25 protein-coding genes, 4 tRNA genes and 1 pseudogene are annotated in these 24,940 nt (G+C 70.6%); 18 read left to right on the forward strand and 12 right to left on the reverse strand.

Features of this window, described 5'->3' with window-relative positions; genetic code table 11:
• The first annotated feature begins 57 nt into the window (after positions 1 to 57).
• Positions 58 to 1,233 carry an endonuclease/exonuclease/phosphatase family protein gene (locus MZC64_RS06820; RefSeq protein ID WP_247761634.1) on the forward strand — a complete coding sequence of 392 codons (1,176 nt, stop codon included), beginning with the start codon at positions 58 to 60 and terminating at the stop codon, positions 1,231 to 1,233.
• A gap of 14 nt (positions 1,234 to 1,247) precedes the next feature.
• Here the strand turns inward: MZC64_RS06820 and MZC64_RS06825 are convergent.
• Positions 1,248 to 2,057 (reverse strand): annotated as a pseudogene (locus MZC64_RS06825) (EamA family transporter); the annotation flags it as partial.
• Between the two features lie 88 nt (positions 2,058 to 2,145).
• On the opposite strand from MZC64_RS06825, the gene MZC64_RS06830 reads away from it, so the two are divergent.
• A complete protein-coding gene (locus tag MZC64_RS06830; RefSeq protein ID WP_247761045.1) occupies positions 2,146 to 2,649 on the forward strand; it encodes a MarR family winged helix-turn-helix transcriptional regulator in 504 nt (167 codons plus the stop codon).
• Here the strand turns inward: MZC64_RS06830 and MZC64_RS06835 are convergent, their stop codons facing one another.
• Entirely contained in the window at positions 2,650 to 4,356 is a 1,707-nt protein-coding gene (locus MZC64_RS06835; RefSeq protein WP_374205685.1) for a bifunctional UDP-sugar hydrolase/5'-nucleotidase, read from the reverse strand.
• 199 nt (positions 4,357 to 4,555) lie between these two features.
• Here MZC64_RS06835 and MZC64_RS06840 point away from each other — a divergent pair, with 199 nt between their 5' ends.
• Together MZC64_RS06840 and MZC64_RS06845 are read left to right on the forward strand one after the other, a co-directional pair.
• The gene (locus MZC64_RS06840) at positions 4,556 to 4,981 is read left to right on the forward strand and encodes a MarR family winged helix-turn-helix transcriptional regulator (protein WP_247761635.1); all 426 of its coding nucleotides are present in this window, start codon (positions 4,556 to 4,558) and stop codon (positions 4,979 to 4,981) included.
• Between the two features lie 36 nt (positions 4,982 to 5,017).
• Positions 5,018 to 5,102: transfer RNA gene (locus MZC64_RS06845), tRNA-Ser, on the forward strand.
• A gap of 159 nt (positions 5,103 to 5,261) precedes the next feature.
• On the opposite strand, the gene MZC64_RS06850 is transcribed toward MZC64_RS06845, so the two are convergent.
• Positions 5,262 to 6,071 (reverse strand): DUF3592 domain-containing protein, encoded by an 810-nt coding sequence (locus MZC64_RS06850; protein WP_247761047.1) that lies wholly within the window; start codon positions 6,069 to 6,071, stop codon positions 5,262 to 5,264.
• A gap of 95 nt (positions 6,072 to 6,166) precedes the next feature.
• Complete coding sequence (locus MZC64_RS06855) at positions 6,167 to 6,610, reverse strand: MarR family winged helix-turn-helix transcriptional regulator (protein ID WP_247761048.1); 444 nt, start codon at positions 6,608 to 6,610, stop codon at positions 6,167 to 6,169.
• A 100-nt stretch (positions 6,611 to 6,710) separates the two neighbouring features.
• On the opposite strand from MZC64_RS06855, the gene MZC64_RS06860 reads away from it, so the two are divergent.
• Positions 6,711 to 7,700 carry an SMP-30/gluconolactonase/LRE family protein gene (locus MZC64_RS06860; protein WP_247761049.1) on the forward strand — a complete coding sequence of 330 codons (990 nt, stop codon included), beginning with the start codon at positions 6,711 to 6,713 and terminating at the stop codon, positions 7,698 to 7,700.
• On the opposite strand, the gene MZC64_RS06865 is transcribed toward MZC64_RS06860, so the two are convergent.
• Complete coding sequence (locus MZC64_RS06865) at positions 7,697 to 8,140, reverse strand: hypothetical protein (protein ID WP_247761050.1); 444 nt, start codon at positions 8,138 to 8,140, stop codon at positions 7,697 to 7,699. The two genes, MZC64_RS06860 and MZC64_RS06865, sit on opposite strands and share 4 nt — an antisense overlap.
• A gap of 13 nt (positions 8,141 to 8,153) precedes the next feature.
• Positions 8,154 to 8,600 (reverse strand): hypothetical protein, encoded by a 447-nt coding sequence (locus MZC64_RS06870; protein WP_247761051.1) that lies wholly within the window; start codon positions 8,598 to 8,600, stop codon positions 8,154 to 8,156.
• A gap of 443 nt (positions 8,601 to 9,043) precedes the next feature.
• Between MZC64_RS06870 and MZC64_RS06875 the strand changes: the two genes are divergently transcribed.
• The 8 genes from MZC64_RS06875 to MZC64_RS06910 all read left to right on the forward strand — a co-directional run bounded on the left by MZC64_RS06875 (position 9,044) and on the right by MZC64_RS06910 (position 15,217).
• On the forward strand, positions 9,044 to 9,751 hold the full coding sequence (locus tag MZC64_RS06875) for a dienelactone hydrolase family protein (RefSeq protein WP_247761052.1): 708 nt from the start codon (positions 9,044 to 9,046) through the stop codon (positions 9,749 to 9,751).
• A gap of 164 nt (positions 9,752 to 9,915) precedes the next feature.
• Positions 9,916 to 10,221 (forward strand): WXG100 family type VII secretion target, encoded by a 306-nt coding sequence (locus MZC64_RS06880; RefSeq protein ID WP_247761053.1) that lies wholly within the window; start codon positions 9,916 to 9,918, stop codon positions 10,219 to 10,221.
• Positions 10,222 to 10,246: 25 nt separating this feature from the next.
• Positions 10,247 to 10,537: a WXG100 family type VII secretion target gene (locus MZC64_RS06885; protein ID WP_247761054.1), complete on the forward strand. Its 291-nt coding sequence runs from the start codon at positions 10,247 to 10,249 to the stop codon at positions 10,535 to 10,537.
• A gap of 119 nt (positions 10,538 to 10,656) precedes the next feature.
• Positions 10,657 to 12,666 carry an acetoacetate--CoA ligase gene (locus tag MZC64_RS06890; RefSeq protein ID WP_247761055.1) on the forward strand — a complete coding sequence of 670 codons (2,010 nt, stop codon included), beginning with the start codon at positions 10,657 to 10,659 and terminating at the stop codon, positions 12,664 to 12,666.
• Positions 12,667 to 12,949: 283 nt separating this feature from the next.
• A tRNA-Ser gene (locus tag MZC64_RS06895) sits at positions 12,950 to 13,040 on the forward strand.
• A 38-nt stretch (positions 13,041 to 13,078) separates the two neighbouring features.
• A tRNA-Arg gene (locus MZC64_RS06900) sits at positions 13,079 to 13,154 on the forward strand.
• A 226-nt stretch (positions 13,155 to 13,380) separates the two neighbouring features.
• Entirely contained in the window at positions 13,381 to 13,584 is a 204-nt protein-coding gene (locus tag MZC64_RS06905) for a cold-shock protein (protein WP_247761056.1), read from the forward strand.
• 478 nt (positions 13,585 to 14,062) lie between these two features.
• Positions 14,063 to 15,217 (forward strand): thioester domain-containing protein, encoded by a 1,155-nt coding sequence (locus MZC64_RS06910; RefSeq protein ID WP_247761057.1) that lies wholly within the window; start codon positions 14,063 to 14,065, stop codon positions 15,215 to 15,217.
• 87 nt (positions 15,218 to 15,304) lie between these two features.
• Here MZC64_RS06910 and MZC64_RS06915 read toward each other — a convergent pair whose 3' ends face one another.
• Complete coding sequence (locus MZC64_RS06915) at positions 15,305 to 16,708, reverse strand: BNR-4 repeat-containing protein (protein WP_247761058.1); 1,404 nt, start codon at positions 16,706 to 16,708, stop codon at positions 15,305 to 15,307.
• 94 nt (positions 16,709 to 16,802) lie between these two features.
• On the opposite strand from MZC64_RS06915, the gene MZC64_RS06920 reads away from it, so the two are divergent.
• Positions 16,803 to 17,414, forward strand: coding sequence for a putative glycolipid-binding domain-containing protein (locus MZC64_RS06920; protein ID WP_247761059.1), 612 nt, complete (start codon positions 16,803 to 16,805; stop codon positions 17,412 to 17,414).
• On the opposite strand, the gene MZC64_RS06925 is transcribed toward MZC64_RS06920, so the two are convergent.
• The 5 genes from MZC64_RS06925 to MZC64_RS06945 all read right to left on the reverse strand — a co-directional run bounded on the left by MZC64_RS06925 (position 17,411) and on the right by MZC64_RS06945 (position 23,263).
• Positions 17,411 to 18,619 carry a thiolase family protein gene (locus MZC64_RS06925; protein ID WP_247761060.1) on the reverse strand — a complete coding sequence of 403 codons (1,209 nt, stop codon included), beginning with the start codon at positions 18,617 to 18,619 and terminating at the stop codon, positions 17,411 to 17,413. The two genes, MZC64_RS06920 and MZC64_RS06925, sit on opposite strands and share 4 nt — an antisense overlap.
• A 66-nt stretch (positions 18,620 to 18,685) precedes the next feature.
• On the reverse strand, positions 18,686 to 20,485 hold the full coding sequence (locus tag MZC64_RS06930; RefSeq protein ID WP_247761061.1) for a fibronectin type III domain-containing protein: 1,800 nt from the start codon (positions 20,483 to 20,485) through the stop codon (positions 18,686 to 18,688).
• Positions 20,486 to 20,547: 62 nt separating this feature from the next.
• Positions 20,548 to 21,519 (reverse strand): prephenate dehydrogenase, encoded by a 972-nt coding sequence (locus MZC64_RS06935; RefSeq protein ID WP_247761062.1) that lies wholly within the window; start codon positions 21,517 to 21,519, stop codon positions 20,548 to 20,550.
• A gap of 38 nt (positions 21,520 to 21,557) precedes the next feature.
• Complete coding sequence (locus MZC64_RS06940; protein WP_247761063.1) at positions 21,558 to 22,046, reverse strand: hypothetical protein; 489 nt, start codon at positions 22,044 to 22,046, stop codon at positions 21,558 to 21,560.
• Positions 22,043 to 23,263, reverse strand: a complete 1,221-nt coding sequence (locus MZC64_RS06945) for a M20 family metallopeptidase (protein ID WP_247761064.1) — start codon at positions 23,261 to 23,263, stop codon at positions 22,043 to 22,045. Before MZC64_RS06945 ends, MZC64_RS06940 begins: the two co-directional genes overlap by 4 nt.
• A 112-nt stretch (positions 23,264 to 23,375) precedes the next feature.
• On the opposite strand from MZC64_RS06945, the gene MZC64_RS06950 reads away from it, so the two are divergent.
• From MZC64_RS06950 to MZC64_RS06965, 4 genes are all read left to right on the forward strand, one after another.
• A complete protein-coding gene (locus MZC64_RS06950) occupies positions 23,376 to 23,864 on the forward strand; it encodes a tRNA adenosine deaminase-associated protein (protein WP_247761065.1) in 489 nt (162 codons plus the stop codon).
• Positions 23,865 to 23,896: 32 nt separating this feature from the next.
• Positions 23,897 to 24,337 (forward strand): nucleoside deaminase, encoded by a 441-nt coding sequence (locus MZC64_RS06955; RefSeq protein WP_247761636.1) that lies wholly within the window; start codon positions 23,897 to 23,899, stop codon positions 24,335 to 24,337.
• Between the two features lie 100 nt (positions 24,338 to 24,437).
• Positions 24,438 to 24,644 carry a CsbD family protein gene (locus MZC64_RS06960; protein ID WP_247761066.1) on the forward strand — a complete coding sequence of 69 codons (207 nt, stop codon included), beginning with the start codon at positions 24,438 to 24,440 and terminating at the stop codon, positions 24,642 to 24,644.
• A gap of 63 nt (positions 24,645 to 24,707) precedes the next feature.
• Positions 24,708 to 24,794 (forward strand) — tRNA-Ser (locus MZC64_RS06965).
• Positions 24,795 to 24,940: the final 146 nt, after the last annotated feature.

The following is a 24,940-nucleotide window of genomic DNA, read 5'->3' on the forward strand; positions in this document are numbered from 1 at the left end:
CCGGTCGTTCGCGAGTGGAAGGGTGCCCAACCGGAAAGGGAGGTGTCCGTGATCCGGATGCGTCGACTGCTGGGGCTGGCGGCAACGCTGGCCGTGGCGACCGGTGTGCTCGCGCCAACCGCGCAGGCCGCCGAGGACCGCGCCCATATCCCCGGCGCGGTCCGCTTCGCCACGTTCAACGCCTCGCTCAACCGCAACGCCGACGGCGAGCTGCTCGCGCACCTGGCCACCCCGGACAACCCGCAGGCCCGCAAGGCCGCCGAGGTGATCCAGCGGGTCCGGCCGGACGTGCTGCTGATCAACGAGTTCGACTACGTCAGCGGCAACCGCGCGGTCGACCTGTTCCGCCGCAACTACCTCGCGGTCGGCCAGCAGGGCGCGCGCCCGATCGACTACCCGCACGCCTACACCGCGCCGGTCAACACCGGGGTCCCGTCCGGGTTCGACCTGAACAACGACGGCAAGGTCGGCGGCGGGGACGACGCCTTCGGCTTCGGGCTCTTCCCCGGCCAGTACGGCATGGTGGTGCTCTCGAAGTACCCGATCGACACCGCCGCGGTGCGCACCTTCCAGAACTTCCGCTGGCAGGACATGCCGGGCGCGGTGCTGCCCGAAGGCTGGTACTCCCCGGAGGAGCTGGGCGTGTTCCGGCTCTCCTCCAAATCGCACTGGGACCTGCCGATCCGGATCGGCCGCAAGACCACGCACTTCCTGGTCTCGCACCCGACCCCGCCCACCTTCGACGGCCCCGAGGACCGCAACGGCCGCCGCAACCACGACGAGATCCGGCTGTGGGCCGACTACGTCACCCCGGGCAAGGGCGGCTACCTCTACGACGACGCGGGCAAGCGCGGCGGGCTCAAGCCGGGGGAGCGGTTCGTGATCGCGGGCGACCAGAACGCGGACCCCGTCGACGGCGACAGCTACCAGCACGCGATCCGGCAGATCCTCAACGCGCCCAAGGTGATCGACCCGAAGCCGGGCAGCCTGGGCGCGATCGAGGCGGCCAGGGATCAGGGCGGCGCGAACGTCGGTCAGCGCGGCCCGTCCTGGCTGGACAGCGGGGACTTCAACGACAAGGCCCCCGGCAACCTGCGGATCGACTACGTGCTGCCGTCCCGGCCGCTGTTCCCGCTGGCCGCCGGTGTTTTCTGGCCGACCTCGCGGTCGCCGCTGGCCCGCCTGAACGACACCTCCGACCACCACCTGGTCTGGGTCGACCTGCTCGCCTGACCCAGTAGCACCGAGCCCAGGACCAGCGCCGCGCCCAGCAGTTGCAGCCCGGTGAGGCGCTGGTCCAGCACGGCCCAGCCGAGCAGGGTCGCGGTCAGCGGGGTGAGCAGGCTGATCAGCGCCACCGCGCCGGCCGGGATCCGGCGCAGCCCGGCGAAGTAGAGCGAGTGCGCCAGCGCGGTGGCCACCAGTGACAACCACAGCAGCCCGCCGAGCGCCGCGCCGTCCAGCGCGGGCGGGGCGCCCTCGACCAGCAGCGCCACCGGCAGCAGGATCACCGCGCCGCCGAGCAGTTGCCACGCGGTCAAGGTCAGTCCGCTGACCCCGGGCGGCAGGCCCCACCGGCGGCTCAGCACGATCCCGCAGGACACCGACACCGCGCCGCCGAGTCCGGCCAGCACGCCGACCAGGTCCAGCGCGGCCTCGCCGTTGAGCACCAGCAGCGCCACCCCGCCGATCCCGGTCAGCGCGGCCAGCAGCTGCACCGCCCGCACCGGCTCGGCCAGCACCACCGCGGCCAGGCCGATGACCAGCACCGTCTGCACCGAGCCGAGCGTGCCGGCCACGCCGCCGGGCAGCCGCTGCGCCGCGATGAACAGCAGCGTGAAGAACACCCCGATGTGCAGGGCGCCCAGCACCAGCGCCCGCCACCACCAGTCACCGCGCGGCAGGCCCGGCCGCAGCGCGAGCAGCACCAGCCCGGCCGGCAGCGCGCGGAACAGCGCGTTCCACAGTGGCGTCGCGGGCAGCAGTTCGGCGGCCACCAGGAAGGTGGTGCCCCACAGCACCGGCGCGATCGCGGTCCTGGCCAGCAGAGCGGACATGCGGACCCCAGGTATCTCGACGTAAAGTATCTCGACGTCGAGATTTGTACGGCAGCAGATGTCTCGACGTCAAGATAGAATCCCGGAGATGCGGGATGCGGTGGACGTGATCATCGAGCAGTGGGCCAGGGAGAAACCGGGCTTCGACGTCAGCCCGGTCGGGATCGTCGGTCGCACCGCGCGGCTACACGCCTTGCTGGACAAGGGGATCGGCCGCAACTTCGCCCGCTTCGGGCTGGCCCACTGGGAGTACGACGTGCTCGCCTCGCTGCGCCGGGCCGGTGCGCCCTACCGGCTCACCGTGGGGCAGCTCATGGCCTCGATGATGATCAGCTCAGGGGCGATGACCAACCGGATCGACCGGATGGCCGCGCGCGGACTGCTCACGCGCGAGCCCGATCCGGCCGACCGGCGGGGCGTGCTGGTGCGGCTCACCGAGGCCGGGGTGACCCTGGCCGAGGAGGTCCTGGTGCCGCACATGGAGACCGAGCGGGAACTGCTGTCCGGGCTCTCCGCCAAGGAGCAGCAGCAGCTCGCGGCGTTGCTGCGCAAGGCCCTCCTGTCGCTGGAAGGCCCCGCGCCGCAACAGTGATCAGGGCTTGGCGGTGATCCGGTCGGTGGCAGGCGGCGCCAGGTTCGGGTGCGCGCCCAGGTAGCCGGTGAAGGCGTCCAGATCGATCGCGCCGCCGACGAGTTCGGTGCCCTTGGTCAGCTCGGTGAAGCCGTCGCCACCGCCGCCGAGGAAGTTGTTCACCGTCACCCGGTACTTGGCCGCCGGGTCCACCGGCTGCCCGGCCACCGTGATGCCGGAGACCTTGCTGCCCAGCGGCGCACCGGCCGACCAGGAGTACTTCAGCGTGCTCGAAGGCTGGAGCACCCTGGTCACGATCCCGGCCGGCCCTTGCTGCCACTGCTGTTCCAGCACCGCCTTGAGCTGCGCGCCGGTCAGCGAGATGGTCTGCAGGATGTTGCCGAAGGGCTGCACCGCGTAGGCCTCGCCGTAGGTGACCACTCCGTTGCCCTCACCGGCCGCGGAGGAGGCGAAGGTCAGGTCGGTGCGCACCCCGCCGGGGTTCATCAGCGCGAGCTGCGCCCCGGCCACCTTCGAGGCTTCCAGCTGGGAGTCCGCGATCAGGTTGCCCAGCGGGGACTCGCCGGAGGCCACTCCGACCCGGGTGACATCCGCGGTGATCGAGCCGATCGGCCGGTTCGCGATCGGCGCGGCCTTGGCCTTGGCCTCGTCCACCAGCGCCTTGGTCTTGGCGTCCTCGGGCACGTCGCGGGTCACCACGGTGTTGAACGCCTTGACCGAGGACCGCACGATGTCCCTGGTGCGCCAGTCGATCCGGGCGTCCACCGCGGAGAGGATCCGCCCGAACGAAGCACCCTGGAGCACCGGCCGCGGGTTGCCTGCCGGGTCGTTGATCGAGCAGACGTACTGCTGGTGGCTGTGCCCGGTGAAGATCGCGTCCACCTTGGCCGAGGCCTTCTGCGCGATCTCCCGCGCCGGGCCCGGGGTGGTGCGGCAGTCGTTGGGGCCGCCGCCCTCGGTGTTGTCGCCCTGGTGCAGCAGCACCACGATCGCCTTGACCCCGAAGCGGTCCAGCGTGTTCGCGGTCTTGTTGATCGCCTCGACCTCATCGCCGAACTTCAGGCCCTTGATCGCCTCGGCGGAGACCACGCTCGGCAGGTCCTCCAGCGGCACCCCGATCACCCCGACCGGCATCCCGCCCGCCCAGGTGATGGTGAACGGCAGCGCGGCAGGCCGGTTGTCCTTCTCGAAGGTCATGTTCGCGGCCAGGATCGGGAACCTCGCGCCGCGGAAGCGATCGCGGAACTGGCAGCCGTCGGTGGGGTGACAGCCGCCGCGCTGCATGCGCTGCAGCTCGGCGTAGCCCTCGTCCAGCTCGTGGTTGCCCACCGCGCTGGCGGCCACCCCGATGTTGTTCATGAACTCGATGGTCGGCTCGTCGTGGAAGAGCGCCGAGGTGGTGGGCGAGGCGCCCACGTTGTCCCCGGCGGAGAGCAGCACCGAGTTGCGGGCCTGGGCGCGCAACGCCTTGAGGTGGCTGGCGAAGTAGGCCGCGCCACCGGCCTCCACCTGCTTGCCGTCGGACAGGGTGATCCGCCCGGAGGACCCGGCAGGCGGTTCCAGGTTGCCGTGGAAGTCGTTGAAGGCGATCAACCGGACGTCCGTGCCGCCCCAGTTCGCCGGCGTCGCCGCCGCGGTGCCCGCGGTGAGCCCGGCCACGGCCAGCACGGCCCCGGCCAGGATCCCCGCCCGGCGCGGCAGCCGGATTCGAGTGCTCATGTGTCGCTGTCCCTCCTCCGGGCGGCCGCGCGGTGCGAAGCCCGGCCGAGGAGTCTGCCTCGTGTCAAGGGCCGTACACCAGTGGTGTGGTCGCGTCGTGATGAACAGCGCGCGGCCGGGAAACCAATAGCCTGGACCGGTGACCCCCGAGCCGCACGCCGAACCCAGGTGGCTGAGCGCACCGGAGATGCGGGCCTGGCGTACCTACATCGTCGGCAGCCAGCTGCTGGCCTACCAGCTCAACCGCGAACTCCAGGACCAGCACGGCCTGACCCTGGCCGACTACGAGATCCTGGTCCGCCTCTCCGAACAGCCCGACCACCGGATGCGGATGAGCCAGCTCGCCGGCGATGTGGCCAGTTCCAAAAGCCGCCTCTCCCACCAGATTACCCGCCTGGACCGGGCAGGCCTGGTGACCAGGACGGAATGCCCCAGCGACGGCCGCGGCGTGTTCGCCCAGCTCACCGAACCCGGCATGGACCGCCTGCGCACCGCGGCGCCCACCCACGTCGACGGCGTCCGCGACCACTTGATCGACCTGCTCACCCCCACCGAACAGGCCGCCCTGGCCCGGGTCTTCGAGAAGGTCCAGTCCCACCTGTCCGGTCAGTAGCACGCGCCCGACCAAGACCGACTAATCTCTCCTCTCGGAAGCGTGGCAGAGCGGCCGAATGCACCCGCCTTGAAAGCGGGAGACCTTAACGGGTCCGGGGGTTCAAATCCCTCCGCTTCCGCAATGGGCGACCCGTGTCCGCGGAAAGCGCGGACCGGGTCGCGTTCGCGTGTCTTGTGGGGGCCGAGCCCCCACGCCCCAGCCGGGGGCACGGCCCCCGGACCCCCGTCGCAGGTTGTGGAGCGCAGCTCGTTCCCCTGAACAGCGGGTCGGCAGGGCGCTACCGGTACAGCCCGAGCCCGGTGAGCATCATGAGGACGATGCCGGTCATCGCGGCCGCCAGCAGCCCGAGGCAGACCACCCCGCTGAACAGGCCTGCCAGCAGGTGGCCGATCGCGGGCTGGCCCGTGGCCAGCTTCGGGTTCTCCGGGTCGTAGGTGATGTCCGCCGGGCCCGGCCGCCGCCGCAGGAAGACGAAGGCCGCCGACTCGACCTCCATCGATCGGCCGGTGGCGGTGACGAACCGCAGCTTGGCGTACTTGGTCTGGTCGCTGGAACTGTGCCGGTAGCCGGTGATCTCGCCGGCCACCGTGACCCCGCGCCTGCGCAGCACCCAGAGGTCGCGCAGCAGCCAGCGCCACACCCCGCGCAGGCCGAAGAGCGCCGCCGTGGCCAGCCCGCAGAGCACACCGAAGCCGGCCGCGATGATCAGCCCGTTCACCGGCCCCGCCCACCACACCAGCAACAGCACCGCCACGCCCGCGCCCAGCGCCACCTTGGCCGCCAGGGCTAGCGGCTTGCGGGGCTGGGTGGTGCTGGTGGTGGTGGCCGCCGGATCGTGCTCGACCCGGCGCATCGCCCGCTCCAGCGCGTCGGTGAAGGCCGTCACCGACGCGTCGTTGCCGCCCTGGACCTCGTAGGTCTCCGTCGCCGTGGTCAGCACCACGCTCCGCCCGGACCGCTGGTGACCGGTCAGCGCGGCCAGTGGCACCCGCCTGCTCAGCCCCCCGCGGAACACCTCGATCTCCGACTTCCCCAGTCGGAAAGTCCCGCCCCGGCCCTTGAGGACCACGATCGCGTTACTCGCCATGCGGCGGACGTTAGGGCAGCGCGGCAGGCCGGATCAGCGCAATCGCCGAATCTCCCTGCCCAGCCCCAGACCGGGTGTCCACAGTGGACTGACGGTCATCCGGTGATGTCCGGCGCGGTCAGCACCGCCGAGCAGCGGGCCAGCAGGGCGCGCAGGGTGTCCTGTTCGGCTTTGGTGAACTCGGCGGCCAGGCGGCGTTCGACTGCGCTGGCGTGCTTGTCGGCCTGCTCGAAGGCGGTGCGGCCGGCCTCGGTGAGCCGGGTCTCCAGCACGTTGCGGTGCAGTTCGTGCGGGGCGCGTTCGATCAGCTTCGCCGACTCCAGGTTCCGCAGGATGGTGGTCATGGTCTGCGGGGTGACCCGGCTGCGGCGGGCCAGTTCAGCGGCGGAGATACCGGGCTGCTCGGAGAGCACCAGCAGGGCCGCGTACTGCGCCACGGTCAGGCCCACCGGCCGGAGAACCGCCTGCTTGACGCCCATCAGCTCGTGCTCGACGCGCTTGATGTCGCCGCCAAGGCGCTCGTCCAACGGCATGCCCATGCGCTGATGGTACGTCCATCGAATATCTGTTCGCCTGTTGACGAGTATCAGGGTACTGATTACATTCCGTGTCCTGATGAAGAACAGTGGACGGAGCGACATGAGCAAGCTGATGATTGGGCGGCGAATGCTGCTGACCCTGGCCGTGGCCGCCGGATCGGTGCTGGTCCTGCCGACCCAGGCCGGCGCGACGCAGGCCGGCTTACCCGCGGTGATCTCCACCAATGCCCCGCAACTGCACCCCGAAGGCGTGGCCTGGGACCCGCTGCGGCGGTCCTTCCTGGTCAGCTCACTGCGGCACGGCACGGTGTCGGTGGTCCGCCCGGACGGCCAGGTCCGCACCCTGGCCGCGGACCCGCGGATGATCTCCACCTTCGGCGTGCACGTGGACGCCGCCCGCGGGCGGGTGCTGACCGCCTACGGCGACTTCGGCCTCAGCCCGCGCTCCACCCCGGCGACCGTGCGCAAGTCCGCCGGCCTCGGCGTCTTCGACCTGCGCACCGGCCGCCTGCTGCACCTGGTCGACCTGGCCATCGGCGCCGGTGAGCACGCCGCCAACGACCTGGCCATCGATCCGGCGGGCAACGCCTACGTCACCGATCCGCTCAGCGACGCGATCTACCGGGTGGACGTGCACGGCCGGGCCTCGGTGCTGGTGCGCGATCCGCGCCTGCTCACCAACGGCATCGGCATGAACGGCATCGTCTGGCACCCGCGCGGCCACCTGCTCGCGGTCAACTACGCCACCGGCGTGCTGTGGAAGATCCCGCTGGCCAACCCGGCCGCGCTCACCCAGGTCGCCCTGCCCGAACCCCTGGTCGGCGGCGACGGCCTGGACCTGCGCCCGGACGGCTCGCTCACCGTGGTCACCAACAACCTCTCCGCCCCCGGCCGGGTCGCGATCCGGGTGCTGCGCTCCGCCGACGGCTGGCGCTCGGCCCAGGTCACCCGCCGCGCCGAGCCGTGGACCGACGCCGAGCCGACCACCGTCACGAGCACCCCGCACGGCAGTTACGTGCTGGACGGCCGCCTCGCCACTCTGCTCGCCGGCAAGCCGGTAGACACCTTCACCCTGCGCCGCCTGGGCTAGAACCGCCTGCGGGACCGGGAGATCACCCTGGCCCGGCGGCAGAGGTCGTCCACGATCTCCGCCTCCGCGGTCGGGGTGGTTCCGGTGCTGGGATCGCAGCAACTCGGCTTGGTGCGCTTGGTGCTGTCCGAGGGCCGCACCCCGGCCAGCCGGTACAGCAACTCGTAGACGTCCTGGTCCGGATCGGTGTCGTGCGGCCCGACCAGCAGCACGTAGGCGGAATCGGCGTCGTTGAAGGCGACCACCACCCGGTCCGCGCCCCACAGGTGCCGCACGCACAACCGCGGCAACGGCTCCGGCCCGGTCACCCGGTAGGACAGCGCCGCACAGGCCCGATGGCTCAGCTCGTCCAGGAAATGCTCGTAGGCCCGCTTGGACGGACCACGCAGCGCGGCCACCTGGGCAACGGCGACCGGCGTCTCGATGACGGTGATGGGCATGGGTTCCGGGTGATCACACCCGCCGCACGACGCGCCCCTCGCCGCGGTTCATCTGCGCCAGGCTCTCGGCCAGGTCCAGCCGGTCCAGCAACGCCTGATCGCTGAGCCGCCGGTGCACTTCGTCCAGCAACCCCCGGCTGCGCCCGGCCTGCCGCAGATCCTCCACCAGCAACCGCACCTGGTGCAGCCGCCGCACGTCGATCCGCAACGTCGGATCCACCTGCGCGATGGTCAGCACACCCTCACTGGCCCAGGCCCGCACCGTCTTCTCGGTCAGCTCCAGCAGCTCCCCGGCCACCGCGGGCCGCACCGGCAACGCACCGGCCAGCCGCTTCTCCGCCAGGCTGAGCAGTCGCAACCGTCGATCATCGTTGCGCGGCAACGTCTCGGCGACTTCCTCGATCACCTCGATCTCGGCGAAGAGGTCCCGCAACTGCTGGGTCTCGGTCACGATCGACATGGCCAACCCCTTCCCGTGGCTACCGATTATTCAACTTTTTTCCGGTAGTCGTCAAGGGCCGGGCCGTACGCACGCGGGCACTGATCGGTAGGCGGCCAGGAACCCCTGCGGTGCCTTGCGCGCGGTCGGCGGGCAAGGCCGAGCCGTCCAGTTCCTTTACCCGTTGATCCCGCTGTGAAACCTAACGGCAGACTCAGCGCGCAGGACTTTGGTCGACCAAGTCGCGGCGGTCGGATCCGGTTGCGCCGTCGGGGTGATTCCTGTGGTGGCGGCGAGGGCGAGCAGCCTGACCTTCACGATTCCCCCAGTTGGTCGTTGCCTAACCAGAGGACACCGCTGCCCCGACCGAAGTTGTCACCTGGTGAACACGCGGGCTCGCCGGAATTGCTCCGTATGGTTGGTCACGTTGACTGCTGTTCACCCTCGCGTGATTGGGTGAGTCCATGACGCAGACCCGCACCGAGACGCTGCTGCTCACCGACGGCAGCGAACTGCGCTGCACCGTGGCCGAGCCGGACGGGGTGGTACGGGGCGGGCTGGTGCTGCTGCACGAGGCCAGGGGCGTCACCGACGCGGTCCGCGGGCTGGCCGCCAGCCTGGCCGAGGAGGGCTGGCTGACCGTCGCCCCACACCTCTACCACCGCGACGGCGACGACGAGCAGATCGACTCCGAGGACGACGACCGGGTCGCGGACAAGGTGAGCCGGCTCTCCGGCGACTCCGTGCTGGCCGACACCGACGCCGCCTTCTCCTGGCTGGCCCAGCGCGAGGTGGCCGTCGACCGGATGGGCATCGTCGGCTTCGGCCTCGGCGGCGCGGCCGCACTGGTGGTCGCGGCCAGCCGCACCCTGGGCGCGGCGGTGACCATCAACGGCGGCGGCATCATCGCGCCGCTGTCCGACGGACTGCCCTCGCTGGTCGAGGTGGCCGGTGAGCTGACCTGTCCGTGGCTGGGCATCTACAGCGAGGCGGGCACCGGCATCCCGGCCGAGGACGTGGCCAAGCTGCGCGACGCCGCCGCCGAGGCCGAGGTGGCCACCGACGTGGTGCGCTACCCCGGGCCGGTCGAGGACAGCGGCGCCAAGGACCCGGCCGCGGTGGCCGACGCCTGGCAGCGCACCCTCAACTGGTTCGACGCGCACCTGCGCTGATCCCCGTTCCGGGTATCCTCACCCTGTGTGAACACCGGTTTTTCCGGGTGACGAATTTCCCGGGAACCGCACAGGCCCCCCAGTGCGTCTGACACGATGTCGGCGGGTTCCCACTCCGAGGGGCTCCCGGATACCACTGAACAGGTCGTAAGGGGAGAGCGCACATGAGTTACGGCGCTTCACTGGAGGAGATGCGGCGCGCCGCCCAGGACGTCCGCAAGGTCAACGGCGATGTGGACAACCAGCTGCGCAGGCTGCGTCAGGCCGTCCAGGACGTGAAGTCGTTCTGGCGTGGCGACGCGGCCAAGGCGTTCGACGGGCTCATGGACCAGTGGGACCAGGACGCCCTCAAGCTGAATCTCGCGCTGAATGACATCGCGTCCAATCTGGACAAGATGCACAGCGGTTACGCCCAGCAGGAAGAGCAGCACCAGCAGGGCATGAGCAAGATCCAGAACGAGCTGGGCTGAGCGCGGGACAACGGGAGCGAAGACGATGAGCGGCGAAATCGAAGTCAGTTTCGAGCAGCTGGGCAACACCGCCGAGAAGGTGCGTAGCACCACCGCCGAGCTGGAGCGCCTGCTGGGCGACCTCAAGGCCAACCTGGCCCCGACCGCGGCCAGCTGGTCCGGTAAGGCAGCCGAGGCGTGGCAGGGGCACCAGCAGCGCTGGGACTCCTCCTACGAAGACCTCAAGGGTGTGCTCGGCCAGATCGGCCGCGCGCTGGAGAGCGCCAACCAGAACTACCAGGACGCGGAATCCCGCAACGTCAAGCGCTGGGGCTGACCCCTTCGCGCTGAGCCTCGCGACCCCGGCCGGAACACGCGGTGCGGGGTCGTTCGGCGTTCTGGGACGCTGCTCACCACACCTGGCCTGATCGGCGGCGATCAGCTAGGAACTCAGACATGACCGACTCCACGCCCGGCAACGACGCCGGAGTGCCGGAACTGCTGTGGCAACCCCAACCAGGCCGGGTCGGGGCCAGCCGGATGGCGGCCTTCCGCGGCTGGCTGCGCACCCAGCACGGACTGGACCTGGCCGACTACCCGGCACTGTGGCAGTGGTCCACCAGCGATCTGCCCGCGTTCTGGGGCGCACTGGCGGACTTCCTCGACGTGACCTTCCACGAGCGGCCGAGGGCGGTGCTCGGCTCCACGGCGATGCCGGGCGCCGAGTGGTTCCCCGGCAGCACGCTCAACTACGCCGAGCACGCGCTGCGCCCAGGCCCCGGCAAGGGCGAGGGGGACCCGGCGGTGGAGTTCGTCCGCGAGGACGGCCTCAGCGCCCGGCTGACCTACGGCGAACTGCGCGCCAAGGTGGCCGCCGCCCGCGCCGGCCTGCGTGAACTGGGCGTGCGCCAGGGCGACCGGGTGGCCGCGCTGGTGCCCAACTCGCCGGACACCCTGATCGCCTTCCTGGCCGCGGCCAGCCTCGGCGCGGTGTGGTCCTCCTGCTCGCCGGACTTCGGCGCGCGGGCCATCTCCGACCGGTTCACCCAGATCGAGCCGACCGTGCTGATCGCGGTCAACGGCTACGTCTACAACGGCCGGTCCTTCGACACCCGGCCCACCGTGGAGCGGCTGCGCGGGGAGATCCCCGGGCTGCGCGCCACCGTGCTGGTGGACTACCTGGGCAACGGCGCCACCCAGCCGGGCACCCAGGACTGGACCGAACTACTCGACCGGCACCAGGACGCGCCGCCGGGCTTCGACCCGGTGCCCTTCGACCACCCGCTGTGGATCCTCTACTCCTCTGGCACCACCGGCCTGCCCAAGGGCATCGTGCACGGCCACGGCGGCATCGTGCTCGAACACCTCAAATCCCTTGCCCTGCACGCGGATCTGGGCCCAGGCGACCGGTTCCTGTGGTTCACCACCACCGGCTGGATGATGTGGAACTACCTCGTCTCCGGCCTGATGGCAGGCTGCACCGTGGTGCTCTTCGACGGCAGCCCCGGCTATCCCGACCTCGGCGCGCTGTGGCGGGTGGTGGAACGGCTCAAGGTCACCTACTTCGGCACCTCCGCGCCGTACGTGCAGTCCTGCCTCAAGCGCGGCCTGCGCCCGGCCGAGCAGCACGACCTGTCCGCGCTGCGGGTGATCGGCTCCACCGGCGCCCCGCTGAGCCCGGAGGGCTTCGGCTGGCTGGCCGAGCACGTGGGCGAGCACATCCAGATCGCCAGCGTCTCCGGCGGCACCGACCTGTGCACCGCCTTCGTCGGCGCGGCCCCGGATGTGCCGGTGTGGCTGGGCGAGATCTCCTGCCGGCTGCTCGGCGCGGCGGTGGCCGCCTACGACGAGGCGGGCAACCCGGTGGCCGACGAGGTCGGCGAACTGGTGATCACCGCGCCGATGCCGTCCATGCCGGTGTTCTTCTGGCGGGACCCCGACGGCAGCCGGTTGCGGGAGGCGTATTTCGAGACCTACCCGGGTATCTGGCGGCACGGCGACTGGATCCGGATCACCCCGCGCGGGTCCTGCGTGATCTACGGCCGGAGTGATTCCACTCTCAATCGCGGTGGCGTGCGGATGGGCACCAGCGAGTTCTACCGGGTGGTGGAGGGCTTCGAGGAGGTGCTGGACTCGCTGGTCATCGACACCTCGGGGGCCGGCCAGACCGACGGTGAGCTGCTCTGTTTCCTGGTGCTGGCGCCGGGGATCGAGCTGGCCGAGGTGGAGCCGCGGCTGCGCGCCGAACTGCGCGGGGCGCTCTCACCCAGGCACGTGCCGAACCGGTTCCTGGCCATCACCGACGTGCCGCGCACGCTCAACGGGAAGAAGTGCGAGGTGCCGGTGAAGAAGATCCTGGCGGGCATGCCGCCGGAGCGGGCGGTCAGCCGGGACGCGCTGACCAATCCGGAGGCCCTGCGGCCGTTCGAGGAGCTGGCCGCAAAGGCCGCCGGAACCAGGCCGTGACGTGCGGAGACGTTTTCGGTAAGGGAATTACCGAAGTGTCATCCGATCGAGTGTTGCCAAGCTTGTGCGGCGGGTGAAACCGTCTGCCCGTGTCCACCGGACGTGGGACTGAGTGGACGCAGGGGATGATCCGGACGGACGGGTCGTTCGCGATCATGGGAAACCGTGATGGACAGTCGGGGCAGGGCGGTAAACGCCCTGCTCCGGCCCCTGATGACCCCCCGTTTTGGCGGATCCTCCGGGGGTGTGTAAAGTACTGATCCGGCGGCCCCACAAGGCCCCGGGAGGCTTCGCCTAGTCTGGTCTATGGCGCCGCACTGCTAATGCGGTTGGGGGCTTCAACCCCCTCCCGGGTTCAAATCCCGGAGCCTCCGCAGTGCTTGGCTTCGGTCAGGCCACAACTGAAGATGATGCGCTCGTAGCTCAACGGATAGAGCACTTGACTACGGATCAAGAGGTTGCAGGTTCGAATCCTGCCGAGCGCGCCACCCAAAGAACTGCCGCATGTCGGCAGTTCTTTGCTTTCTGTGCTAGACTGGGTCCCATCAGTTGGATGCAGTCATCTTTTCCTCGAACGTTGTGAAGCGCCCGCAGGAATTTTGACCGGCGGGCTCGCGCGTTCGGGAGGGCATCTCCCTTCATCGCACCGGCCTGCCTGCGGCAGCTGTCGGCCTGCGAGGTGCAGGTCGCGAAGAGTGCAATCAGGGAGATTAGATGGCTAAGGGCACTGTGAAGTGGTTCAACGGCGAGAAGGGCTTCGGCTTCATCGCCCAGACTGACGGCGGTCCGGACGTCTTCGTCCACTTCAGTGCTATCCAGGGCAACGGTTACCGCACCCTGGAGGAGAACCAGCCGGTCGAGTTCGAGATCACGCAGGGCCCCAAGGGCCCGCAGGCGGAGCAGGTGCGCGCCGTCTGAGGCGTACCACCACGTAGCTCTGTCGAAGCCCACACCGCTCGCCGGTGTGGGCTTCGCTGCATTCGCGGTAGGTTACGGCCGAGTTTGCTAACGGATTGATATCGGGGAGATCCCGAAATGGCAACTACCCTCACGGCGGGGTTTCGCGCATGACTGCCAGATTAGTTTCGCAGTGTAGCCGACTTTCTTCTGTTCAGAAGTAACGCGACCCCATAATGCGAGGTCAAAAGGGTGTGCTACCGCCATCGGTAAGACGAATGAATTAGGCCGAATGGCGTAGTGATCGATAGCTCTCGGTAAGGGATTGTGTACCCACCCCTGGGGGCAGCCCATTGGACCCCGGCGGTACTGTCCGTCGCGTTCTCGCCCCGATCATGCCCCTTGAATCGGCCTCGTCCGGGTGAGTACCAGCGCTGACACCTCGTATCCCCACATGCCCGTTCTGGGAGTTCTCACACTTCCGGCGGGAAGGAGAGTTATGGCATCCCGGTTGCGCGCCGCGCGCCTAGGCGCGGTGCTCCTCACTGCGACCGCGATTTCGCTGGTTTCCGCCGCCCCCGCCATGGCCCAGACCAAGGCCAAGGTCGACAAGACCGCCAACGAGGGGAACTTCCACGTTCGCCTCAACGACGGCAAGTCCGTCCCGACCCTGCTCATCGGCCTGCGCCTGCCCGACGGCACCGCGCTCAAGACGTACTGCGTCGAGCTGACCGTGGGCGTGCGCGACAACGCGCAGATGATCGAGTCCCCGTGGAGCAAGTACCCGGGTGCTGACAGCAAGGGTCACGACAACCAGTCCGACTTCAAGTCCAGCCCGGACAAGGTCAACTGGATCCTGCACCACTCCTACCCGACCATCGACGTGGCCGAGCTGGGCAAGACCGTCGGCGCCGACCTCGACAACAACGAGGCCATCGCCGGCACCCAGGCCGCGATCTGGCACTTCAGCAACAAGGTCAGCCTGCACGACAACAACACGCCGGACGTCAAGGCCGTCTACAAGTACCTGACCGGCGAGAAGAACGTGGGCATGAAGAACCAGCCCGCGCCCTCGCTGGAGCTGACCCCCGAGCAGCTGGCGGGCAACGCCGGCAGCAAGATCGGTCCGTTCATGGTCAAGTCCACCGCGGAGAAGATCAAGCTCACCGCGGACGCGCCCAAGGGCGTGAAGGTGGTCGACAAGGCGGGCAAGGAGATTACCGAGGCCACCAACGGCCAGGAGATCTTCGTCGACGTCCCCGCGGACGCCCCGGCAGGCAAGGCCGGCTTCAAGCTGGAAGCCACCACCAAGATCGACAAGGGCCGGCTGTTCGTCGCCAACGACGGCAAGCCCTCGCAGACCCTGATCCTGGCCCAGGCGACCAACGCCAAGCTGGCCGCACAGGCCAAGGTCGACTGGAAGGCGGCTCCGGTCACCACCAAGCCGACCACCAGCACCACCACCCAGGCGCCGACCACGACCTCCAAGACCGAGGTCCCGGCGACCACCACCAGCCCGGTTCCCCCGGTGAAGAACACCGGCGGCCTGGCCAACACCGGCGCCTCGGTGATCACCCTGTCGCTGGTCGGCGTGGTGCTGCTCGGCGGCGGTGCGCTCGCCCTGGTGCTCCAGCGTCGCCGCAAGCGCGCCTGAGTCCGCACGGCTAGCTAGTCAAGACCGGCTGCGCCGGGCTCCCAACGGGGGAGCCCGGCGCAGCTTTTTTGTTGCTGGGCAAGCGGATCAGAACAGGCAGCCCACGATGGGCAGCTCCAGGTGGCAGCGCGCCTGGGGCAGGCCGGCCACGTAGATGTCGCCGTCGGCCACCTTCACATCGCGGTCGGAGGAGGAGCCGGTGGCGATGATCCGGGCCGGATCGCGGAACCCGGTCACCACCTCGACCCGCTGCACCGGCTTCGGTGTGCTGATCACCGTTTCCGGGCTCCACTGCTTGCCGCCGCGCAGCAGGAAGGTCTCGATGTTCGGCTTGCCGTCCTTGGTGGCGTAGACCCGCCAGGTGTTGCCGTCCAGGCGTTCCACCTCCCTGGTGCGGTAGCCGGTGGCCACCTCGGTCACCGTCCACTTCCCGTGCTCGAACACCGCGGCCTTGTTGTGCCACAGCCCTGCGTTGTCGGTCTCGAACCACAGCGTGAACGGTTTCCCGTTGGCCACGCCGACCTGCTGGATGTAGTCCGGCGACTTGATCCCGCCGGGCAGCGCGACCGGCGTCTCCACGATCTTGAGCCGCTGCTCCTGGTCCGCGTCGTCGATCTGGGTGCCCAGATCACGCCCGGCCGCGGAGTAGAAGTGCCGGTTCGCCGGGTCGAACCAGGCGTAGTAGATGTTGCGGTGGTAGCGGTCGTGCTTGTTGCCCTCGGGACCGCCGCCGGCCAGCGTGTAGACGATATGCACCCGCTCGCGGCTGGTGAGCGAGGCGGGCTCGTAGCGCAGCTGGCCGATGTAGATCTCGTCCATGTTGTCCGGGCGATCGGTGGAGCCGATGGCGAAGCGCTGCCCGGTGAGCTGCTCGGAATTGCGCCAGCTGCGGCCGTTGTCGGTGGAGACGACGTAGCGCATCGGGCGGAAGTCGGTCGGCTTGCTCGGGTCCAGTTCCTGCGAGGTCTCGCGGAAGAAGACGTAGATCGTGCCGTTCGCGGTCTTGAACGGCATCGGGTAGCTGGCCGCCGCGCCCTCGGCGATGGTGGCCTGGGTCCAGGCGCCCTCGACTGAGCGCGGCTTGGGCGAGCGGGTCACTCGCAGGGACTTGTTGTGCATGCCCTGGAAGACCAGCAGGTACCCGTCGTCGGCCTGCACGATGGTCGGGTAGTTGTGCGGATCGGACTCGCCGTCGGCGATTTGCCGGGGCGCGGTCCAGGTCTTCTTCTTGTGGTCATAGGCCTGCACGTAGTTGTGCGCGTGCTGGCCGGACCAGGTGGCGATGGTCTGGTCGCTGACCTTGTCATAGACCGCACCCGCCATCGGGCGGCGGTCGGTCCGGGATGCCACCGTGCTCGCCGGTGTCATCACGCTGAACTGCGGCGCGGCCTTGCTCGGTGCTGTCTCCGGGGCGGCGGATGCCACGGGTGCGGTCGCCAGCACCGCTGCGACCAGCGGTAATGGCAACAGGGCGCGAAGTGTTCGCGTCATGGGCGGGGACCTCCTGGTTACCAGCGGTATCCAGGCGGCGGCAGCGACTACTTAACCATAGGAGGGGCGTTCAAGGTCGAGTACGCTCGGTCGGGTGCAGGAACAGGTGAACTCCACAGCTACCGCCCGGCGGCAGAAGATGGTCACCTGGCGGGGTCATGACCTGCCCAGCCTGGAGTCCGCGCGATTGGTGCTGGCCGAGGGCCTTCGCTTCCGCGGCACCGGCCGCCTGGTCGTAGCCGCCAACGCCGAGACCGAGGCGTTCAGCGCCTCCTACGAGGTCGGCGTGAACGAGGCGGGCGAGGTGAAGCGGTTACTCGTGCGCAGCACTACCGCCGAGCACGAGCGGCAGATCTCCTTCAGCCGCTCGCACGACGGCTTCTGGCTCTACGACCGCGGCCAGGGCCCGCAGCGGGACGAGTTCCAGGGCGCGGCAGAGGTCGACGTGCAGTTCTGCGTGCTGTTCAACACCCTGCCGATCCGCCGCCACCAGCTGCACCAGGAGTCCGGTGAGGCCACCATGCCGGTGCTCTGGGTGTCCCTGCCCGAGCTGGAACTGAGCGTGGTGCACCAGACCTACCGCACGGTGACCGTCGGCGAGCGCGAGTCGGTGGTCAACTTCTCCTGGCCCGGCTTCACCGCGGACATCACCGTGTGCGAGGACGCCGTGGTGCTGGATTACCCCGGGATCTCCGTCCGCGCCTAGACCCGGACCGCGATCGCAACCCCCTGGCCCACACCCACGCAGGCCGCCGCGATCCCCAGACCGCCGCCGCGCTGCCGCAGGTGCCGGCACAGGTCGATGATCACCCGGGGCATCGAGGCGCCCAGCGGGTGGCCGTAGGCGATCGCGCCGCCGTGCACGTTGACCCGGTCCCGGTCCACCTCGGGCAGGTGGTGCAGCACGGACAGCGCCATCGCGGCGAATGCCTCGTTGATCTCCCACAAGTCCACGTTCTCCGCGCGCACGCCCAGTCGCAGCAGCAGCCTGCGGATCGCGGGCACCGGGGCCAGGGTGAACTGGTGCGGCTCGTCCGCGGCCACCGTGCTGGCCACGATCTCGCCCAGCGGCTGCACGCCCAGTTCGGTGGCGGCGGCCTCGGTGCCGATCAGCGCGGCCACCGCGCCGTCGCTCAGCGGCGAGGAGTTGCCGGCGGTCACCGGGCCGTCGGCGGAGAAGGCCGATTTGAGCTGGGCCAGCTTCTTGTCCGAGGTGTCCGAGCGGACCGATTCGTCCCGGCGCACGATCTGGGTGGAGCGCGGGCCGTCGGGGGCCAGCACCGGGAAGACGAACCCGTCGTGCACGCCCGCGTCCCAGGCCGCCGCGGCCCGCCGGTGCGAGCGCAGCGCGAACAGGTCCATCTCCGCGCGGGTGATCTTCAGCCCGGTGGCCACCTGCTCGGCGGCCAGGCCCAGCGGCACCGTCCACTCCGGGCGCATCCGCGGGTTGACCAGCCGCCAGCCCAGCGCGGTGGAGACGACCTCCATCTTGTCCGGCAGGCCCTTGTCCGGGCGGGGCATGACAAACGGGGCGCGGCTCATGCCCTCGACCCCGCCGACCACCACCAGATCCGCGTCCCCGGCCACAATGGCCCGCCTGGCCTGCACGAAGGTCTCGCCACCTGAGGCGCACAACCGGTTGAGGGTCACCCCCGGCACGGTCACCGGCAGCCCGGCCAGCAGCGCGGCCATCCTGGCCACGTTGCGGTTGTCCTCGCCAGCGCCGTTGGCGTCGCCGTAGATCACGTCGTCGATGCGCGCCGGATCGAGCTGCCCGCTGCCGTCGGGTCCGTGCCGCCGGAGCAGCTCGGTGATCGGCAACGTCGCCAGGTCGTCCACCCGGACCTCGGACAGGCCACCGCGGTAGCGGCCGAACGGGGTGCGAGCGGCATCCAGGATCAGTGCGGGCATACCGACCATGCTGGACCATGCGGCCGGTTCGCGCGTCGCCGCTGTGAGATCAGTGACGAGCAGACCTCACTCGCGGGCAACCATGATCGGCAGGAAGGCGTAGGCGGTCGGGGTGTCCCAGCTGGTGCCCACCGCGCGCACCTCCACGGTGTGCGGACCGGCCGAGGTGCTGCTCAGGTTCAGCGCGATCCGCCAGCTGCCTGCCGCGCCGGGGCCGTCCTTGGCGGTGGGCAGCACCGCCAGCCGGTCCCCGTCCAGCCGCACCTCCAGCCCGGCCAGTCCGGCCAGTTCGCCCGCCGCGAGCTGCCCGGCCCGGCCGTCCAGCCGGATCTCGATCACCGCCCGCCCCTTGGCCACCGGCTCCCCGCCGGGCACCGGCCGCCCGGCCGCGTCCAGCAGCGTCGCACCCGGCTCGGCCAGCGCCGGTCCAGGCCGCGGCAACTTGCGGTCGGCCCGGTTGGCCGGCGGCTCGTCCGCGGCCTGTCCCGCGGCCGGGCGCAGGTCCAGCGAGGCCGGGCCGTAGTCCAGCTGGACCACCGCGTCCTCCTGCCGGAGCTGCACGTCCAGCAGGTAGCGCTGCGCGTCCACCGCGAGCGCGGCCGCGGGTAGGTCCGCGACCACGGGGAACCAGCTGCCCGCGGTCAGGCCCATGCCGGGGAACACCGGCCGCACCGGGTACCCGGTCCCGTTGACGAACGCGGTGAGCCTGGGCTCCGGCCCGTCCAGCGGCGAGCGCACCGCCATCCGCAACAGCGCGCCCTCGGTCCCGCGCAGCGGCCGGGTGTCCTCCGGCGCCTTGGGCTGAGCCGAGCGCGGGAGGTCCACCAGCACCCTGGGCGTCACCCGCAACGGCGGCGTCTGGACCGGCTCTCCGTCGAAGGCGACCAGGTCCAGCAGCACATCGGTGACCCCGCTGCCCCGCCCGCCGAACCCGAACAGCACGGTGGCCTGCCGCCAGGTCCGCGCCACCGGCGTCGCACCCAGCACCTGCCCGTCCCGCACTACCCGCAACTCGCCACCGGCGAAGACGATCTCCCACCGCTGCGAGCGCCCCACCGGCGGCGCGGCCACCCCGGGCAGCCGCGCCTCCCCACCCGGATGCCGCACCAGCACGCCCTCGGTGGCCAGCTCCACCCGGATCGCCCCCGGCGGCAGCAGCCGATCGCCGACGACATCCACCGGCCCCGGCACGAAGTCCACGGTCAGCCGGTCCCGGTGCTCCGGCGCGTCGGTCTCCAGCACCACCCGCCCGCCGTTGTCCCGCAACCGCAACGGCGTGCGCGCCCGCAACCCGGTCGGCCGGTCCCCGCAGTTGGCGCTGACCACCAGCCGCCCACCGGACACCCCGGTCCAGGCACAACCCGGCCGCTGCACCAGCTGCCAGCGCGAGCCCACCTCGTCCTCGGTGCCATCGAAGAGATCCGCGAAACTCCAGCCCTCGGCCGGCGTGCGCGGCGTGCCCGCCCCGCCGAGAGGATCGGAGCGCTGCCCGAACGCGTCCACCGCCCGCACCTCGACCGGATAGGCCAGCCCGTCGGTGAGCCCGTCCAGTTGCGCGCTGCGCTCGGCCACCAGCCGGGTCCGCCGATCATCGCCCCAGGTCACCTCGTACCCGGCGGCCTCGCCCAACCAGCTCAGCACCAACCGCCGCGACCCCGGCCGGACCTCCAGCCCGGTGGGCGCGGCGGGCTTGGCGCCGGGCACCGGCAGCAACACGCCATCGGCCCGGAACTCGGTCATGGTCCGGTACGGCGGCAACTCGGGCAGCGCGGGCTGCTCCTCGCCGGACCCGCGCAGCACCACCACCGTCCCGACCAGCAGCACCGCGGCGCCCAACACCACCGCCAGCCGCAGCCGAGGTTCCATCCGCCCACGTTAGGCGGGCGAAACCCCGGCGTACAGCTGCCGCTGGAGTACTAGGCGGAGTACTAGACGCGCTCTTCGCCGACGGCCAGATCGTCCTCGATCGAGGTGATCCGGCCACCCAGTGTGCCCAGGTCGAGCAGTTCGTCCAGGGCGTTGGGGTCCTTCAGGTCGATCCGGACCTCGGCCGGGCCTGCCTGCGGGGTCGCGGTGAAGCCGCGGCGGGCCTCGTGCCCGGCGTCCACGGTGACCGCCAGGCCGCCGGTGGAGGCCAGTGAGCCGCGGGCCGCGCCCAGCCGGCCCAGGGCCTCGTCCAGTGCCTCCAGCAGGGCTGCCCGGTTGCCCTCGCACATGGCCCGGACCAGTTCCGGCCGGGTGCCCGCGACCCGGGTGCCGTCGGCGAAGGAGCCAGCGGCCAGCGACCAGGCCAGTGGGCCGCCCTCGGCGCCGACCGCGGCCAGCACCGCGGCGAACAGGTGTGGCAGGTGGGAGATGCGGGCGACCGTGGCGTCGTGCTGTTCCGGGGTGGCCGGGATGACGTGCGCGCCGCAGGCGATGGCCAGCCGGGCGACCTGGGCCCAGCGGGTCAGGTCGGTCTCCTCCTCGGCGGTGACCACCCAGGGCGCGCCGCGGAACAGCTCGGCCGAACCCGCGGCCCAGCCGGACTCGGTGGAGCCTGCCATCGGGTGGCCGCCCACGTAGCGGACCGCGGGCAGGATGCGGCCCACCGCCTCGGCCACCGGGCCCTTCACGCTGACCACGTCGGTCAGCGAGCAGGACGGGGCCAGCGCGCGGATCTGCCGGAGCACCTCCTCCAGCGCGGTCAGCGGCACGGCCAGGACGATCAGCGCGTCCTCGTCCGAGGCTCGGCGCAGCGCGTCCTCCACGCTCGCCTCGACGTCATAGCCGTCGGCCAGCGCCGCGTCTCGATCTCCCTCGGACTTGGTCGCGCCCCACGCCGGATACCCGGCCGACCGGACTGCCCGTAGCACCGAGCCGCCGATCAGCCCGAGCCCGAGCACACACACCGAATGCATTCATCCATCCTTCCGCTGCCCTCACCCCGCAGGGTTTGCTACCCCGTGTTCCCGGCGTTGTCTGCCTGGTTCGCGGGAGAAGCGGTTATCCGGAGTTCTTCGTCGGTCAACGCCCACACCGGTTCGCTGCCCAGCGGCGGACCAGCGGTGACCTGGATACCGCTGATCCGGTACTCGTCCCGGCTCGGCTGCACGGTGTACCCGGCGCTGCGCAGGACGGCGGTCATCGCCTCGGCCATCACCACGCCGATCCGGAACGAGTGGCCGATCACCGGATGGTCCGTCTGCCCGCTGGTCATCGCCCGGCGGCTGACGTGGCACAGCCGTGGACTGGCCGTCCACTCCACGTGCACCCCGCCCGCCGAGTCCTGCCCGGGGTCCACGCTGACCTCCGCGCCCGGGTGCAGATCACTGGCCAGGGTCTTGGGCACCACCGGCAGTCCGGCCGCGGCCAGTTCGTCCCGGACGCAGACCGCCAGGAACTCCCGCCGGGCCAGCTCCTCGGGTTCGGCCTTCGCGAAGCTCACCGCAGCGCGTCCAGCGCGAAACCGGCGTACATGGCCACCCCGTGCGCCATCGCGGCCTCGTCGAAGATCACCCGGTTGGAGTGGTTGGCCGCGGCCTCGTGGACCGGGGTGCCCGGCGGGCAGGCGCCAAGGAAGGCCATCGCGCCCGGCACCTCCTGCAGCACATAGGACCAGTCCTCGGCGCCCATCAGCGGGTCCTGCATGGGTGCGGCGTGCGCCGGGCCGAGCACCGCGGCGGCCAGGTCGACCACGCCGGGGCCGACCACCTCGTCGTTGACCGTGACCCCGTAGCCCAGGATCACCTCGACCTCGGCGGAGCAGCCGTGCGCGGCGGCCACGTGCTCGCACACCCGGCGGGCCTCCTCGTGCACCAGCACCCGGGTGCTCTCCGAGAGCGCCCGGATGGTGCCCTGCAGGTGTGCCACCTCGGGGATGATGTTGCTGGTGGTGCCCGCCTTGATGTGCGCGATGGTGACCACGGCCGGGTCGAACACGCTGATCCGGCGGGTGATCATGGTTTGCAGCGCGCCGACCATGGCCGCGGCGGCGGGCACCGGATCCAGCGCGTCGTGTGGGGCCGAGGCGTGTCCGCCGCGGCCGGTGACGGTGACGTTCAGGATGTCCGAGGAGGCCATGATCGGCCCCGGCCGGGACTGGAACATGCCGCTGGCCAGGGTCGAGGTGATGTGGATGGCCAGCGCCCGCTCCGGCCGCGCGCCCGTGATGTCCAGCAGCCCCTCGTCCAGCATGTACTTGGCCCCGTGGTGTCCCTCCTCGCCGGGCTGGAACATGAACACCACCTTCCCGGCCAGGTCCGCGCGCCGCTGGCTGAGCAGCCGGGCGGCCGAGGCGAGCATCGCCACGTGCGTGTCGTGCCCGCAGGCGTGCATGGTGCCGGGGGTGGCCGAGGCGAACTCCAGACCGGTGTCCTCAGTCAGTGGCAGCGCGTCCATGTCCGCGCGCAGCAGCACCGTCCGGCCCGGCCTGCCGCCCTCCAGCACACCCACGACCGAGGTGGTGGACTCGCCGGTGTGCGTGCTCAGCGGCAGGTCGGCCAGTTCGGCGAGCACCGCGGCCTGGGTGGTCGGCAGCCGCAGTCCCTGCTCGGGGTGACGGTGGATCCGGCGGCGCAGCGCGACCGTTCGCGGCTGGAGATCACGAGCCTGGTCCAGGACGCCGGCCAGCCGGGCGTCGGAGGGGTGCACGGGAGCGCTCATGGGGACAGTGTCGCCTGTGGGCCGGACCCGGGGACACCTTCATTTGGCACGCCACGCCGCGTACGCGGGATAGTGCTTTCGGGTTAAGCGTTATGCGCATAACGTGTGCCCCATGTCGGTGCAGGAGCCGGTCATCGGCTTCGCGGTTGCGGTGGTTCGTGAGGAAGGCCGTTGGCGGTGTGCGCCGATGGACAGTTCGGCGCTGGCCGACCTGGACGCGGCGATCACCGAACTGCGCAGGGCAAGGTCTACGGGTGCGGTGTTCGGCATGCTCGCCGTCGACGACGAGTTCTTCGTGCTCATCCGGCCCGCCCCCACCGGGGTGGCGCTGCTGCTCTCGGACGCGGGCGCCGGACTGGACTACGACGTGGCCGCCGACGTGCTGGACCAGCTCCGGATCGAGCCGCCGGACCCCGACGACGAGGACATCTGGCCCGCCGGTGACTTCACCGTGCTGGCCGACCTCGGCCTGCCCGAACCCGAGCTGCAGCTCATCGTGGACGACATCGACCTGTACCCGGACGAGCAGCTCATGATGATCGCCCAGCGCTGCGGGTTCGCCGAGGAGCTGAGCAAGGTCACCGAGCGGCTGCAGCAGTGACCGCACCGCCCTCGGCGGCGGATCTCGCGGCCATGCGCACCGCGCTCGATGCCGCACGCGGCGCGCTGGCCATGGGGGACGTGCCGATCGGCGCGGTGGTGCTGGCCCCGGACGGCCGGGAACTGGCCCGCGCGCACAACGCCAGGGAAGCGGCCGCCGACCCCACCGCACACGCCGAGATCCTGGCCCTGCGGGCCGCGGCCAAGGCCAACGGCGACGGCTGGCGCCTGGACGGCTGCACCCTGGTGGTGACCCTGGAGCCGTGCACGATGTGCGCCGGCGCGATCGTGCTGGCCAGGGTAGCCAGGGTGGTTTTCGGCGCCTGGGAACCCAAGACCGGCGCGGCCGGTTCGCTGTGGGACGTGCTGCGCGACCGTAGGCTCAACCACCGCCCCGAGGTGCGCGGCGACGTGCTGGCCGCGGAGTCCGCGGCGCTGCTCGCGGAGTTCTTCCGGGACCACCGGGACGGGTGAGTCGGCTCACAAGGGCGTGATGTCGCCGGAGAACGGGCACTCCGTAGTGGGTGAGCGACCGGCTAGAGGCCGGATCCGCCGAAGCTCGAAGGGAGCCCCCATGAGCGTGTTCGACAAGGCCAAGGACAAGGCTGAGCAGTTGGTCGGCCAGGCCAAGGAGAAGATCGGCCAGCTCACCGGCAACGAGGAGCTGGAGGCCGCGGGCAAGCGCGACCAGCTCTCCGGTGAGGTCAAGGAGACCGCGCACGACGTGCGGGACAAGGCCGCCGAGGCCGTCCAGGACGTCAAGGACAAGTTCCAGAAGTAGCAGGTCAGCGCCTTACTGAACCCGATTTCGGGTTTCTGGTGGCCCTTCGGTATTGTTCTCGGCGGTGGCGTGTCCGAGCGGCCGAAGGAGCACGCCTCGAAAGCGTGTGAGGGTGCAAGCCCTCCGTGGGTTCAAATCCCACCGCCACCGCTCCGCGAGGGCCGGTTCCCCAGAGGGACCGGCCCTCGCTTTATGTCCGGGCTGCCGCATGCGGATGACCTGCGGCAATCGTTAGGCGAACGCCTACCAAAGTTCACCCGTTCAGGGAAAGATTCCTCCTCCCGACCCCGACCGGG

Source organism: Crossiella sp. S99.2, assembly GCF_023094165.1.
Lineage (GTDB): Bacteria > Actinomycetota > Actinomycetes > Mycobacteriales > Pseudonocardiaceae > Crossiella.

Coding starts and splice junctions, on each gene's coding strand:
- MZC64_RS06905 (WP_247761056.1), top strand. CDS start 13,381: ATGGCTAAGGGCACTGTGAAGTGGTTCAACGGCGAGAAGGGCTTCGGC.
- MZC64_RS06945 (WP_247761064.1), bottom strand. CDS start 23,263: ATGAGCGCTCCCGTGCACCCCTCCGACGCCCGGCTGGCCGGCGTCCTG.
- MZC64_RS06880 (WP_247761053.1), top strand. CDS start 9,916: ATGAGTTACGGCGCTTCACTGGAGGAGATGCGGCGCGCCGCCCAGGAC.
- MZC64_RS06885 (WP_247761054.1), top strand. CDS start 10,247: ATGAGCGGCGAAATCGAAGTCAGTTTCGAGCAGCTGGGCAACACCGCC.
- MZC64_RS06870 (WP_247761051.1), bottom strand. CDS start 8,600: ATGTCGATCGTGACCGAGACCCAGCAGTTGCGGGACCTCTTCGCCGAG.
- MZC64_RS06840 (WP_247761635.1), top strand. CDS start 4,556: ATGCGGGCCTGGCGTACCTACATCGTCGGCAGCCAGCTGCTGGCCTAC.
- MZC64_RS06955 (WP_247761636.1), top strand. CDS start 23,897: ATGCGCACCGCGCTCGATGCCGCACGCGGCGCGCTGGCCATGGGGGAC.
- MZC64_RS06890 (WP_247761055.1), top strand. CDS start 10,657: ATGACCGACTCCACGCCCGGCAACGACGCCGGAGTGCCGGAACTGCTG.
- MZC64_RS06860 (WP_247761049.1), top strand. CDS start 6,711: ATGAGCAAGCTGATGATTGGGCGGCGAATGCTGCTGACCCTGGCCGTG.
- MZC64_RS06950 (WP_247761065.1), top strand. CDS start 23,376: ATGTCGGTGCAGGAGCCGGTCATCGGCTTCGCGGTTGCGGTGGTTCGT.
- MZC64_RS06910 (WP_247761057.1), top strand. CDS start 14,063: ATGGCATCCCGGTTGCGCGCCGCGCGCCTAGGCGCGGTGCTCCTCACT.
- MZC64_RS06960 (WP_247761066.1), top strand. CDS start 24,438: ATGAGCGTGTTCGACAAGGCCAAGGACAAGGCTGAGCAGTTGGTCGGC.
- MZC64_RS06875 (WP_247761052.1), top strand. CDS start 9,044: ATGACGCAGACCCGCACCGAGACGCTGCTGCTCACCGACGGCAGCGAA.
- MZC64_RS06935 (WP_247761062.1), bottom strand. CDS start 21,519: ATGCATTCGGTGTGTGTGCTCGGGCTCGGGCTGATCGGCGGCTCGGTG.
- MZC64_RS06850 (WP_247761047.1), bottom strand. CDS start 6,071: ATGGCGAGTAACGCGATCGTGGTCCTCAAGGGCCGGGGCGGGACTTTC.
- MZC64_RS06855 (WP_247761048.1), bottom strand. CDS start 6,610: ATGGGCATGCCGTTGGACGAGCGCCTTGGCGGCGACATCAAGCGCGTC.
- MZC64_RS06865 (WP_247761050.1), bottom strand. CDS start 8,140: ATGCCCATCACCGTCATCGAGACGCCGGTCGCCGTTGCCCAGGTGGCC.
- MZC64_RS06830 (WP_247761045.1), top strand. CDS start 2,146: ATGCGGGATGCGGTGGACGTGATCATCGAGCAGTGGGCCAGGGAGAAA.
- MZC64_RS06925 (WP_247761060.1), bottom strand. CDS start 18,619: ATGCCCGCACTGATCCTGGATGCCGCTCGCACCCCGTTCGGCCGCTAC.
- MZC64_RS06820 (WP_247761634.1), top strand. CDS start 58: ATGCGTCGACTGCTGGGGCTGGCGGCAACGCTGGCCGTGGCGACCGGT.
- MZC64_RS06930 (WP_247761061.1), bottom strand. CDS start 20,485: ATGGAACCTCGGCTGCGGCTGGCGGTGGTGTTGGGCGCCGCGGTGCTG.
- MZC64_RS06915 (WP_247761058.1), bottom strand. CDS start 16,708: ATGACGCGAACACTTCGCGCCCTGTTGCCATTACCGCTGGTCGCAGCG.